Consider the following 11,420-nt stretch of genomic DNA (forward strand, 5'->3'; position numbering starts at 1 on the left):
GGGTTAACGGACAAGTGCCGCGGAGTAAATGGGGCCTAAAAATGAAAAAGCCACCCGGAGGTGGCTTTTTCGTACAACCAACAGCGAACGCTTAGTAAGCCTTGCCCGTCTTGTAGAAGTTCTCGAAGCAGAAGTTGGTCGCTTCGATGTAGCCTTCGGCGCCGCCGCAGTCAAAGCGCTTGCCTTTGAATTTGTAGGCAATCACGCAACCGTTTTTCGCCTGCTTCATCAGAGCGTCGGTAATCTGGATTTCGCCGCCCTTGCCTGGCTCGGTTTGTTTAATCAGTTCGAAAATGTCCGGGGTCAGGATGTAGCGACCGATGATCGCCAGGTTCGACGGGGCATCTTCCGGCGCTGGCTTCTCGACCATGTTGCGCACGCGGTAGAGGTCATCGGCAATCAGCTCGCCGGCGATCACACCGTATTTGTTGGTTTCCAGCGGATCGACTTCCTGAATCGCAACGATGGTGCAGCGGTACTGCTCGTACAGCTTGACCATTTGGGTCAGTACGCCGTCACCATCGAGGTTGACGCACAAGTCATCCGCCAGGACCACGGCGAAGGGTTCGTCACCGATCAGCGGGCGGCCGGTCAGGATCGCGTGGCCGAGGCCTTTCATTTCGGTTTGGCGGGTATAGGAGAACGAGCACTCGTCCAGCAGCTTGCGGATGCCGACCAGGTATTTCTCTTTGTCGGTGCCCTTGATCTGGTTTTCCAGCTCGTAACTGATGTCGAAGTGGTCTTCCAGGGCGCGCTTGCCACGACCGGTAACGATGGAAATTTCAGTCAAGCCGGCGTCCAGCGCTTCTTCGACGCCGTACTGGATCAGTGGCTTGTTCACCACCGGCAGCATTTCCTTGGGCATCGCCTTAGTCGCTGGCAGGAAGCGAGTGCCGTAACCGGCTGCTGGGAACAAGCATTTCTTGATCATATAAGTCCTTGAAAGGGCTGTGCGTACGGGTTTTGGCGCAGTCTAATCAGGCTGGTGGCACCTTACAATGCCCCGCGCTGGCTGGCCGATGCGAAGATAGAGAAATATTTCTGCGGATAGTTCCGCAACCCTTGCCATCGGGCGCTGTCGAAACGCCAGCATCGACACTTCGAGTCGATCCAGAGTCTTGTCCACTGTACGCCTGCCAGCACCACTTAGGGGCGATTGCGGCTATCATTGCGCCTTTTAACCCCCAAAGAGACAGATCGATGTCGGCAGTGAAAAGCGTCAATGGATACCTGATCGTTCAAGCAAAGGACGGCCAGTGGTGGGTCAATAGCGCCAGCGATGAAAAGATCGCCGGGGCATTCCCTACGGAAGCTCTGGCAATCGAAGTGGCATCGGTGTTGCAGGATCAGCCGCCAGCCCCGAAACGGCGCGGCGGCAAATAACCCGACCAGCCTTGAGCGACGACCCGACATGATAAAACTTATTCCCCTGCTTGCCCTGCTGGCCCTGGCCGGATGCGCCTCGACCGAACAAACCGTGCTGGCCAACGGCGAACAAGGCCTGGCCATTGACTGCTCCGGCGAAGCCAATTCCTGGGCCGCCTGCTACGAAAAAGCCGATGCATCCTGCGCTGGCACGGGGTATCGCATTGTCGGCACCGATGGCACGCCGTCCGCCAAGGAAAGCGACAAGACTTTGGGCGTTGACGTCGGTAACTATAAAAGCCGTAGCGTGACCGTGATCTGCAAGTAAGCCCCCGTACCGCTTACATCTGGATTTCAGCGAATTTGATTCCGAGGCCTTTCAGGGTCTCGATCAAATCGTCCAGACTGCGAAAGGACTCGACTTCATCGTTGTCGTCCACCAGAAAAAAACTGCGGCCCGCGCTTTTCTTGAAAAAGACGATCCACTCGTCCAGATCCGCAGGATTGCGAATCACATGGGTGGCAGAGATATGGCCCTCTGCATGTCGATCGTGTACCTGTTCTCGCTTCATGCCTGCTCCAGAAATGACGATGCCGCCAAGGTTCGCTTTGGCGGCATCGATTGACTGGCAACAGTTTATCAGCCGGAAATACATTCGGTGGCGGCATTACGAACGTCCCATGGGCGCAACGGCACATTGGACAGCCGCTCGTGCAGCTTGATGCTGCTGCCACTGGAGCGATCTTCGATCTCGAACACCGCGGCCGGCCCGGCGGACAGCTTCTGCGGCACGATCACCCGCACGCCACTCTTGTACGGTTCGACTTGTAGCGCGCCCCGGCTGTCAGCGAGCTTTTCCACCAGGCACTGCGCGTACTCATGGGGCTTCTTGCCCGAAATCACACTCATGGTGGGCAGTGTCTCATTGATGTCCGAGACTGTTGCGCAACCACTCATCGTCAATGCCACCGGCAAAACCCACACGCCCCACTTCATATAAAACCTCCGATAAAGACCCTCCGACAGCACAATCACTGTTTTTCTCCGGCGCACCTTACCTTTATCGCTCATTAATAGCCTGTTATCCGTTATTAATTTTCGCTGCCGGGACGCCCGGGCGCATATTTGCGCCGCCGGGCTGATAAACTTCGCCATCGTTTTGATTTAGTAGCAAAAGCCCTTCTGGAGGCGCCATGAAATTTATCCACCAGCGCGAGCACCTCAACGAGGACGACATTGTCGTCATCCAGTGCTCGCAGATGTGCAATATCCGCCTGATGAACGACGCCAACTTCCGCAGCTTCAAGAATGGCGGTCGTCACACCTACCACGGCGGCGCGTTCGACACCTTTCCGGCGCGCATCACCGCACCCAGTACCGGGTTCTGGAACATCACCATCGACATGATCACCCGCAAGGCCATCAGCGTCACCCGCAAACCGACCCTGACCCACTCGATCAAGATCATCCGCCGCTCCAGCTCGAAACTCAGCTGACACCGGCACGACGGCACAAGAGGTTCACCGTGGCTCAAACAACCAAGTACGTGATCAAATACACCCTCAACGGCGAACGTCGTTTCGAGTTCGCGCAACTCGAACAGGGCACCGAGCAAGAAGCCAAGGCTGCGCTGGAAGCCCTGCACGGTGCGACCGATGATGTGATCGACGACATCAAGGTCAGCAAAGCCCTGTAATTCGCAGCATTGACACGAGGCGCCGTCCATCATGCCGCCGAGCACTCTCGATCTGTTTGCCGACTTCGAGCCCGATCAACCGGGCCGCAGTGAACAGATCGGCGAACAATCCTACGTCTTGCGCGGCTTCGCCCTGCCCTGGATTGACCGTTTGTTACCGGCACTGCGAACCGTGCTGCTCGCCGCACCTTTCCGGCAAATGACTACCCCTGGCGGTTTCACCATGTCAGTGGCCCTCAGCAGCTGCGGCACGCTGGGCTGGACCACTGATCGCCACGGTTATCGCTACACCCGACTCGATCCGCAAAACGGCGAGCCCTGGCCCGAGCTGCCGGGGTCTTTTCTTGAGCTGGCGCAAGCGGCCGCACAGGAAGCCGGATTCAGCGACTTCCTGCCGGATTCCTGCCTGATCAACCAATACCTGCCGGGTGCGAAGATGTCTTTGCACCAGGATAAAAACGAGCAGGACTACGACGCGCCCATTGTCTCGGTGTCCCTCGGGCTGCCGGCGGTGTTCCTGTTCGGCGGCCACGAGCGTAGCGACAAATCGCAACGGATACCGCTGGCCCATGGCGATGTGGTGGTCTGGGGCGGTGTCGACCGTCTGCGCTACCACGGTGTGCTGCCGCTCAAGGACGGCGAGCATCCGCGCCTCGGCAGCCGGCGGATCAATTTCACCTTGCGCAAGGCCGGATGAGCACTTTCGAGTTTGACCGCAAGAGCGGGAGTGCGGCATATCACCCGCGTGATTACGCTGGCCTGAACTCGTCCAAGGGCAGCGCATCATGACCACCCCATCAGAAAAAGACCTCCGCTGGGCTGCTGTGCTGGCTCGCGATCCACGGGCCGACGGGCAATTCGTCTACGCGGTGAAAACCACCGGCGTCTACTGCCGCCCCAGCAGCTTGGCCCGCCGGCCGAATCCGCAGAACGTGGTGTTCTTCGACACCGCCGAGCAAGCCGAAGCCGCCGGGTATCGGCCGAGCAAACGCGCCACCTCGGACCAGACCAAGTCCGCCGCGCAGCACGCCTCTATTGTCGCAGCCGCCTGCCGGCAGATCGAAACTGCCGAACACCTGCCCAGCCTCGCCGCCCTGGCCGAAGCCGCTGGCCTGAGCACCTTTCATTTTCATCGCGTATTCAAAGCAGTCACCGGCCTGACGCCCAAGGGTTACGCCACCGCCCACCGTTCGCGGCGCGTGCGTCAAAGCCTGATGGACAGCCCCTCAGTCACCGACGCGCTGTACGACGCCGGTTTCAACTCCAACAGCCGCTTTTATGAATCCGCCGATCACCTGCTGGGCATGACGCCCACTCGCTTCCGGGCCGGCGGCGCCAATATCGACATTCGTTTTGCGGTAGGCCAATGCTCACTCGGCGCGATTCTGGTAGCGCAGAGCGATCGCGGCGTGTGCGCGATTTTGTTGGGGGACGACCCGGATCAACTGGTGCGTGATCTGCAGGACCAGTTTCGTCGCGCCAACCTGATCGGCGCGGACCAGCAGTTCGAGCAATTGATCGCGCAAGTGGTTGGGTTTGTCGAAGCACCGGCGCTGGGCCTTGATTTGCCGCTGGACGTGCGCGGCACCGCGTTTCAAGAGCGGGTCTGGCAGGCACTGCGGGAAATCCCCCTGGGCAGCACCGCCAGCTATGCCGAGATCGCCCAGCGCATCGGCCAACCCAAAGCCGTGCGCGCCGTGGCCCAGGCTTGCGGGGCGAATAGCCTGGCGGTGGCGATCCCCTGTCACCGCGTGGTGCGCAGCGACGGCAACCTGTCGGGCTATCGCTGGGGCGTTGAGCGCAAACGGCAACTGCTCGAACGCGAACAGGTGCGCTGAACTCAGCGGTTGACGTCGACCACCACTCGACCGCGCAACTGCCCGGCCAGCAGCTGCGGTGCCGCGTCGATGGCTTCGCTGAGGCCGATTTCGTGGCTGATCAGCGGCAGCAAGGCGAAATCCAGGTCCGTTGCCAAACGATCCCAAGCCTCTACTCGTTTAGCTTTGGGTTGCGTCACGCTGTTGATCCCGGCCAAGGTCACGCCCCGCAGAATGAACGGCGCGACCGACGCCGGAAAGTCCATGCCCTGGGCCAGACCGCAAGCGGCCACAGTGCCATTGGCCTGGGTGCTGGCACAGGCGTTGGCCAAGGTGTGGCTGCCCACCGAATCGATCACTGCTGCCCAACGCTCCTTGGCCAGCGGCTTGCCTGGCGCCGACAGATCGGCACGATCAATGATCTCGCTGGCACCCAGGCGTTTGAGGTATTCGTGTTCAGAGGTGCGGCCAGTCGAGGCCACGACCGTGTAGCCAAGTTTACTCAGCAGAGCGATGGCGAAGCTGCCAACGCCACCGTTTGCGCCGGTCACCAGGATTTCGCCCTGCTCCGGCGTCACGCCGTTGTGCTCCAGCGCCAGGATGCACAGCATCGCCGTGTAACCGGCGGTGCCGATGGCCATCGCTTGAGCGGCAGTGAATGCCTTTGGCAACGGGATCAACCAGTCACCCTTGAGCCGCGCTTTTTGCGCCAGGCCGCCCCAATGTCCCTCGCCGACGCCCCATCCGTTCAGTAGGACAGCGTCGCCTTCCTTGTAGTCCGCATGGCTGCTGGATTCGACCGTACCCGCCAGATCAATCCCCGGCACCATGGGGAATTTTCGCACCACCGGGCTGCTGCCGGTGATCGCCAGACCGTCCTTGAAATTCAGGGTGCTGTACGCCACACGCACGGTGACGTCGCCTTCGGGCAGTTGTTCTTCGCTGAGATCACGCAGATCGGCGCGGTAACCCTGGTCGTCTTTCTCGATGTATATGCCTTTGAACATCACGGTCTCCGAATGGGTTTAATGGAAAGGTCGTGCCCATGAAATACCACACCGGTTCGCTCCGCCCTACCCCGACTAAACGCTAATTCATTAAATTCACAGGCGCCAGCGAAGTGCGCGGCTATGCTTTTTTGACCGAGCAATACTCGGTTGTCGAAGGAGCTGACAATGACCCGCCACCGCTTACCTGCCCTCTGTTGGTCGCTACTTTGCACACTGTTGCTTGCCAGCGTGCCGGTAGCCCATGCAGCGCCAGAGTCCGCCGCCGACCAACCGCCGACCGTCAGCCCGAGCTGGCCCCAGGTGCTGACCAGCGGCACCACCGAACTGACCATTTACCAGCCGCAACTCGACAATTGGGACGGCTACACCCTGATCGCACGGGCGGCCGTTGAAGCCACCGGCAAGGACGGCAAATCCACCTACGGCATTGTGCAATTCAGTGCGCACACCCTGGTCGACAAAGCCACGCGCTGGGTCGCACTGGATCAGTACACCCTTATCAAAGCCGATTTTCCGTCCAGCGCCAGCGAGTCCAAGGCCTGGGTCGCGGCCCTGCAAAAAGACGCTGCGGGACGCAAGAAAACCATCGCCCTCGATCAACTGGAAGCGGCGGTCGGCGTACTGGCCGCCGAACAGAAGGCCGACAGCGCGCCCATCGACAACACCCCGCCGGCCATCATCAATTCCGAGGTACCGGCGATGCTCGTGTACATCGACGGCGAGCCGGCCTATCGCCCGGTCGATGGAACGTCACTGCAGCGAGTGATCAATACCCGGCCATTGCTGCTCAAGGATGCCCAAGGCAAACACTACCTACATGTGTTCGACGGCTGGATGGTCGCCGACGGATTGAATGGCAGTTATGCCCCGCTGCCCTCCCCCGGCGCCGATCTTGAAAAAGCCAGGAAAGCCGCAATTCAAAGTCGTCAGGTGGATCTCCTGACTGGCCAAAGCGACCCCAAAGACAAAATCCCGACCCTGGCTAAGCCACCAGTACCGAAGATTTACATCGCCACCGCGCCCAACGAACTGCTGGTCACCGACGGCCCGGCGCAATGGCAACCGATCCAGGGCACCCAGTTGCTTTATGTCAGCAATACCACCGGGCATATCTTCAAGCAGATCGGCGACCAGAACAGTTACGTGCTGATTTCCGGGCGCTGGTTCCGCGCCAGCGACATGAACGGCCCGTGGACTTTCACCCCGGCCGATAAACTCCCGGCGGACTTCACCAACATCCCTGACGACAGCCCCAAAGAGAACGTCAAGGCCTCGGTGGCGGGCACGCCCCAGGCCAGGGAAGCGGCGATTGCCGCGACCATCCCGCAAACCTCGGCGATCAAGAAAAGTGCAGTGAAGATGACCGCGCCGCAGTTCGACGGCGAACCGCAGCTCAACGCCATCGGCGGCACATCGCTGCAATATGTGGTCAACAGTTCGACGCCGATCATCATGCTCGACAGCAGTCACTGGTACGCGGTGGAAAACGGCATCTGGTTCAGCGCGACGGCGGTACAAGGGCCATGGGCAGTGGCCAGTTCAGTGCCAGCGGTGATCTATTCGATTCCGCCCAGCTCACCGATGCACTACCTCACCTACGTCAAAGTCTATGAAGTCAGCGGCGACACGGTGGTGGTCGGTTATACGCCGGGCTATCAAGGCTCGACCTTCGACCCGAACAGTGGCGTGGTGGTCTACGGTACCGGTTATCCGTACACGCCGTGGGTGGGTAACGTGTGGTACGGGCCGCCGGTGACTTATGGTTTCGGTGTTGCGATTCGCTACACACCGTGGACCGGCTGGACCTTCGGTTTTGGCTTCGGCTGGAGTTGGGGCGGAAGCACGGTCGCCATGGGCTGGGGCTGGGGCGCTTATCCGTGGTGGGGCAATTACGGCTGGGGTTACGCCTGGGGGCCGCACCTCTACCCGGCGCCGCTGGCGTGGGGTGGCGCCGCCTACGGTTATCACGGTGGCGCTGTGGCCTGGGGACCGGGCGGCTGGGCCGGGACCACCGGCAACATCTACCGCCAATGGGGCGATCGCGCCTCGGTTAGCCGTTACGGCGCGGGCTATAACGCCTGGACCGGCAATCGCTGGGCCGGCCAGGTGGGCAACGCCTACAACTCGCGCACCGGCGTGGCGGCGGCCGGCCAACGCGGCGCGGTCGGCAATGTGTTTACCGGACGCTATGCCGCCGGCCACAGCGGCTCGATTGTCGGCCCTGAGGGCGGCGCTATCGCTGGCGGACGGGTCACGGCGGGCAATGTGCGCAATGGCACGCAAGTCAGCGCCAACCGCGGTGCCGTGTACAACCCTAACACCGGCAACACCACGCAATTCGGTGGCGTTCGGGGACGCAACGGCGGGGCGGCACAGGTTGGCGGCAACGTCTACGTCGGGCACGACGGCAATGTCTACCGCAAGACCGACAACGGCTGGCAATCCATGGTCAAGGGCGGCGCCACCCGCGCCAATGCGTCGGCACAGCTGCAGAATCTGGATCGTGAATCGGCGGCGCGGAATTTTGGTAATCAGCGCTTGAACGACTTCCACACCTCTTCGCGAGTGATGAATCACTCGTTCGGTGGCGGCGGTGGTTTCCATCGACGTTAACGGCTCCGGGCAGGCTTAGAAGAAGTCACAAAAATGACCCGTTAGTGAGTTCCGCTTAAAGGCATTTCGCTATATATTTCCGTACATAGCGCTTCCACCACCGCACGACGAAATCGATTCCAAACAACAACTGCCCACTGTCTTGCCTGAAACGGAGCTTTGAATGAAATTCATCACCAGCGGTGTCGCCCTTTTTGCGGCGCTTGCCTTCAGTGCTGCCCACGCCGATGACGTCCAGGTTGCCGTGGCCGCCAACTTCACCGCGCCGGTCCAGGCCATTGCCGCTGAATTCGAAAAGGACACCGGCCATAAACTCGTTGCTTCGTTTGGCGCTACCGGCCAGTTCTACACGCAAATCAAAAATGGCGCGCCGTTTGAGGTTTTCCTTTCCGCCGATGACACCACGCCGCTGAAGCTCGAAAAAGAAGGCGACACAGTCAAGGGCTCGCGCTTCACCTACGCCATCGGCACTCTGGCGCTGTGGTCGGCCAAGGACGGTTATGTCGACGCCAAGGGCAAAGTGCTGAGCGACAACGCCTACCAGCACCTGTCGATTGCCGATCCGAAAACCGCACCTTATGGCCTGGCGGCCACCCAGGTGCTGGGCAAGCTCAACCTGACTGACAAGGTCAAAGACAAACTGGTGACCGGCCAGAACATCACTCAGGCTTTCCAGTTCGTCTCCACCGGCAATGCCGAGCTGGGTTTCGTTGCCTTGTCGCAGATCTACAAGGACGGCAAAGTCACCAGCGGCTCGGCGTGGATCGTCCCGGCCGAGTTGCATGAGCCGATCAAGCAGGACGCCGTGATCCTCACCAAGGGCAAGGACAACGCCGCCGCCAAGGCGCTGGTCGAGTACCTGAAAGGGCCGAAAGCCGCCGCCATCATCAAGTCCTACGGTTATCAACTCTAAATGCCGCTATCGAGTGCCGATTTTTCCGCCATTTGGCTGACCCTGAAACTGGCGTCACTGACCACGGCCATCCTCCTGGTTATCGGCACCCCGATTGCGTTGTGGCTGTCGCGCACCCGCTCCTGGTGGCGCGGCCCCATCGGCGCGATTGTCGCCCTGCCCCTGGTGTTGCCGCCCACCGTGATCGGCTTCTACCTGTTACTGGCCCTGGGGCCGAATGGCTTCTTCGGGCAATTTACCCAGTCCCTCGGCCTGGGCACCCTGACTTTCAGTTTTGCCGGGCTGGTGATCGGCTCAGTGATTTACTCGATGCCGTTCGTGGTCCAGCCGCTGCAAAACGCCTTTACCGCGATTGGCACCCGCCCTCTGGAAGTCGCCGCGACCTTGCGGGCCAATCCTTGGGACACCTTTTTCAGCGTGATCCTGCCCCTCGCCCGCCCCGGCTTTATCACTGCCGCCATCCTTGGCTTCGCCCATACCGTCGGTGAGTTCGGCGTGGTGCTGATGATCGGCGGCAATATTCCCGACAAGACCCGGGTGGTTTCGGTGCAGATCTACGACCACGTCGAAGCCATGGAATACGCCCAGGCGCATTGGCTTGCCGGGGCGATGCTGGTGTTTTCGTTCCTGGTGTTGCTGGCGCTGTACTCCAGCCGTAAAACCAAAGCGGGCTGGAGCTGATTGATGATTGATGTGCGTTTGAAGTTGCAGTATTCCGGGTTCGCGCTGGACGTTGACCTGCACTTGCCAGGTCGCGGCGTTACCGCGCTCTACGGCCACTCGGGTTCAGGCAAGACCACCTGCTTGCGCTGCATCGCCGGGCTGGAAAAAGCCGAGCAGGGTTTTATCAAGGTCAACAACGAGGTATGGCAGGACAGCCAGCAAAAACTGTTCGTGCCGCCGCATAAACGGGCGCTCGGTTACGTGTTTCAGGAAGCCAGCCTGTTTCCGCACTTGTCGGTGCTGGCCAACCTGCAATTTGGCCTCAAGCGCATCGCCAAGCCCCAGCGGCGCGTGGACATGGCCCACGCCACCGAGCTGCTCGGCATTGGCCATCTGCTGGAGCGCCATCCGCACAACCTGTCCGGCGGCGAGCGCCAGCGCATCGGCATCGCCCGCGCCCTGCTCACCAGCCCGCGCCTGCTGCTAATGGACGAACCGCTGGCGGCGCTCGACAGCCAGCGCAAGAACGAAATCCTGCCATACCTGCAGCGCTTGCACGACGAACTCGACATCCCGGTGTTGTACGTCAGCCATTCCCAGGATGAAGTGGCACGATTGGCCGATCACATCGTTCTGCTCAGCGACGGTCAGGCACTGGCCAGCGGCCCGATCGGCGAAACCCTGGCGCGCCTCGACCTGCCGTTGGCGCTAGGTGATGACGCCGGGGTGGTGATTGAAGGCCGCGTCAGTGACTACGATGCAAGCTACCAATTGCTGACCTTGGAATTGCCCGGCGCCTCCGCCACCACGGGCGCCTTGAGCATGCGCGTGGCCCATTCGCCACTCGCCATCGGCCACGCCCTGCGCTGCAAAGTCCAGGCACGGGACGTCAGCCTCAGCCAACAAGCTTCGGAACACAGCAGCATCCTCAATCGCCTGCCGGTCACCGTCATCAGCGAAATGCCCGCCGACAACACCGCCCACGTACTCATCAAGCTAGACGCCGGCGGCACACCCCTGCTCGCGCGCATTACTCGCTACTCCCGCGACCAGCTCAACATCCATCCGGGGCAATTGCTTTGGGCGCAAATCAAAGCGGTTGCCGTGTTGGCGTAGACAAGCCGCTGGAACTTCATTGCCTGGACTGGCCTCATCGCTGGCAAGTCGAATCGTCGCACCGCAGCTCCCACCTTTGAATTGGGAACATCTGCCAGATAATTCTGTGGCGAGGGAGCTTGCTCCCTCGCCACAGGGGGTGGAGGTGTATCTGATGGTGATGGATTGGCTGGCAGGTCGTCATCGCTGGCAAGTCGAATCGTCGCACCGCAGCTCCCACAGGGGT

At 60.7% G+C, this 11,420-nt stretch carries 14 protein-coding genes; 10 read left to right on the forward strand and 4 right to left on the reverse strand.

Features of this window, described 5'->3' with window-relative positions; genetic code table 11:
* Positions 1-91: 91 nt before the first annotated feature.
* Positions 92-931, reverse strand: a complete 840-nt coding sequence (galU, locus tag RG836_RS19710) for a UTP--glucose-1-phosphate uridylyltransferase GalU (protein ID WP_310848664.1) — start codon at positions 929-931, stop codon at positions 92-94.
* A 269-nt stretch (positions 932-1,200) separates the two neighbouring features.
* On the opposite strand from galU, the gene RG836_RS19715 reads away from it, so the two are divergent.
* The gene (locus RG836_RS19715) at positions 1,201-1,383 is read left to right on the forward strand and encodes a hypothetical protein (protein WP_310848666.1); all 183 of its coding nucleotides are present in this window, start codon (positions 1,201-1,203) and stop codon (positions 1,381-1,383) included.
* Between the two features lie 28 nt (positions 1,384-1,411).
* Entirely contained in the window at positions 1,412-1,693 is a 282-nt protein-coding gene (locus RG836_RS19720; RefSeq protein ID WP_310848667.1) for a hypothetical protein, read from the forward strand.
* A 13-nt stretch (positions 1,694-1,706) separates the two neighbouring features.
* Here the strand turns inward: RG836_RS19720 and RG836_RS19725 are convergent, their stop codons facing one another.
* Both RG836_RS19725 and RG836_RS19730 read right to left on the reverse strand, forming a co-directional pair.
* Positions 1,707-1,937 (reverse strand): hypothetical protein, encoded by a 231-nt coding sequence (locus RG836_RS19725; RefSeq protein ID WP_310848695.1) that lies wholly within the window; start codon positions 1,935-1,937, stop codon positions 1,707-1,709.
* 68 nt (positions 1,938-2,005) lie between these two features.
* Positions 2,006-2,362, reverse strand: a complete 357-nt coding sequence (locus tag RG836_RS19730) for a hypothetical protein (protein ID WP_310848697.1) — start codon at positions 2,360-2,362, stop codon at positions 2,006-2,008.
* 197 nt (positions 2,363-2,559) lie between these two features.
* Here RG836_RS19730 and RG836_RS19735 point away from each other — a divergent pair, with 197 nt between their 5' ends.
* The 4 genes from RG836_RS19735 to ada all read left to right on the forward strand — a co-directional run bounded on the left by RG836_RS19735 (position 2,560) and on the right by ada (position 4,900).
* The gene (locus RG836_RS19735) at positions 2,560-2,862 is read left to right on the forward strand and encodes a DUF1883 domain-containing protein (protein WP_310848669.1); all 303 of its coding nucleotides are present in this window, start codon (positions 2,560-2,562) and stop codon (positions 2,860-2,862) included.
* A 29-nt stretch (positions 2,863-2,891) separates the two neighbouring features.
* Complete coding sequence (locus tag RG836_RS19740; protein ID WP_310848671.1) at positions 2,892-3,062, forward strand: hypothetical protein; 171 nt, start codon at positions 2,892-2,894, stop codon at positions 3,060-3,062.
* 31 nt (positions 3,063-3,093) lie between these two features.
* Positions 3,094-3,759, forward strand: a complete 666-nt coding sequence (gene alkB / locus RG836_RS19745) for a DNA oxidative demethylase AlkB (protein ID WP_310848673.1) — start codon at positions 3,094-3,096, stop codon at positions 3,757-3,759.
* 88 nt (positions 3,760-3,847) lie between these two features.
* On the forward strand, positions 3,848-4,900 hold the full coding sequence (ada, locus tag RG836_RS19750) for a bifunctional DNA-binding transcriptional regulator/O6-methylguanine-DNA methyltransferase Ada (protein WP_310848675.1): 1,053 nt from the start codon (positions 3,848-3,850) through the stop codon (positions 4,898-4,900).
* A gap of 2 nt (positions 4,901-4,902) precedes the next feature.
* Here ada and acuI read toward each other — a convergent pair whose 3' ends face one another.
* Positions 4,903-5,886, reverse strand: coding sequence for an acrylyl-CoA reductase (NADPH) (gene acuI / locus RG836_RS19755; RefSeq protein ID WP_310848677.1), 984 nt, complete (start codon positions 5,884-5,886; stop codon positions 4,903-4,905).
* Between the two features lie 168 nt (positions 5,887-6,054).
* On the opposite strand from acuI, the gene RG836_RS19760 reads away from it, so the two are divergent.
* The 4 genes from RG836_RS19760 to modC all read left to right on the forward strand — a co-directional run bounded on the left by RG836_RS19760 (position 6,055) and on the right by modC (position 11,194).
* Positions 6,055-8,502, forward strand: a complete 2,448-nt coding sequence (locus RG836_RS19760) for an autotransporter (RefSeq protein ID WP_310848679.1) — start codon at positions 6,055-6,057, stop codon at positions 8,500-8,502.
* A 163-nt stretch (positions 8,503-8,665) separates the two neighbouring features.
* Positions 8,666-9,415: a molybdate ABC transporter substrate-binding protein gene (gene modA / locus RG836_RS19765; RefSeq protein WP_310848681.1), complete on the forward strand. Its 750-nt coding sequence runs from the start codon at positions 8,666-8,668 to the stop codon at positions 9,413-9,415.
* Positions 9,416-10,096, forward strand: coding sequence for a molybdate ABC transporter permease subunit (gene modB / locus RG836_RS19770; RefSeq protein WP_310848684.1), 681 nt, complete (start codon positions 9,416-9,418; stop codon positions 10,094-10,096). It abuts the gene before it with no gap.
* A 3-nt stretch (positions 10,097-10,099) separates the two neighbouring features.
* A complete protein-coding gene (gene modC, locus RG836_RS19775; RefSeq protein WP_310848686.1) occupies positions 10,100-11,194 on the forward strand; it encodes a molybdenum ABC transporter ATP-binding protein in 1,095 nt (364 codons plus the stop codon).
* Positions 11,195-11,420 lie beyond the last annotated feature (226 nt).

Source organism: Pseudomonas rhizozeae (assembly GCF_031583775.1).
Taxonomy (GTDB): Bacteria; Pseudomonadota; Gammaproteobacteria; order Pseudomonadales; family Pseudomonadaceae; genus Aquipseudomonas.

What these genes read in the sequence shown, in the direction of transcription:
- galU (WP_310848664.1), bottom strand. Translation starts at nt 931, where the DNA reads ATGATCAAGAAATGCTTGTTCCCAGCAGCCGGTTACGGCACTCGCTTC.
- RG836_RS19715 (WP_310848666.1), top strand. Translation starts at nt 1,201, where the DNA reads ATGTCGGCAGTGAAAAGCGTCAATGGATACCTGATCGTTCAAGCAAAG.
- RG836_RS19720 (WP_310848667.1), top strand. Translation starts at nt 1,412, where the DNA reads ATGATAAAACTTATTCCCCTGCTTGCCCTGCTGGCCCTGGCCGGATGC.
- RG836_RS19725 (WP_310848695.1), bottom strand. Translation starts at nt 1,937, where the DNA reads ATGAAGCGAGAACAGGTACACGATCGACATGCAGAGGGCCATATCTCT.
- RG836_RS19730 (WP_310848697.1), bottom strand. Translation starts at nt 2,362, where the DNA reads ATGAAGTGGGGCGTGTGGGTTTTGCCGGTGGCATTGACGATGAGTGGT.
- RG836_RS19735 (WP_310848669.1), top strand. Translation starts at nt 2,560, where the DNA reads ATGAAATTTATCCACCAGCGCGAGCACCTCAACGAGGACGACATTGTC.
- alkB (WP_310848673.1), top strand. Translation starts at nt 3,094, where the DNA reads ATGCCGCCGAGCACTCTCGATCTGTTTGCCGACTTCGAGCCCGATCAA.
- ada (WP_310848675.1), top strand. Translation starts at nt 3,848, where the DNA reads ATGACCACCCCATCAGAAAAAGACCTCCGCTGGGCTGCTGTGCTGGCT.
- acuI (WP_310848677.1), bottom strand. Translation starts at nt 5,886, where the DNA reads ATGTTCAAAGGCATATACATCGAGAAAGACGACCAGGGTTACCGCGCC.
- RG836_RS19760 (WP_310848679.1), top strand. Translation starts at nt 6,055, where the DNA reads ATGACCCGCCACCGCTTACCTGCCCTCTGTTGGTCGCTACTTTGCACA.
- modA (WP_310848681.1), top strand. Translation starts at nt 8,666, where the DNA reads ATGAAATTCATCACCAGCGGTGTCGCCCTTTTTGCGGCGCTTGCCTTC.
- modB (WP_310848684.1), top strand. Translation starts at nt 9,416, where the DNA reads ATGCCGCTATCGAGTGCCGATTTTTCCGCCATTTGGCTGACCCTGAAA.
- modC (WP_310848686.1), top strand. Translation starts at nt 10,100, where the DNA reads ATGATTGATGTGCGTTTGAAGTTGCAGTATTCCGGGTTCGCGCTGGAC.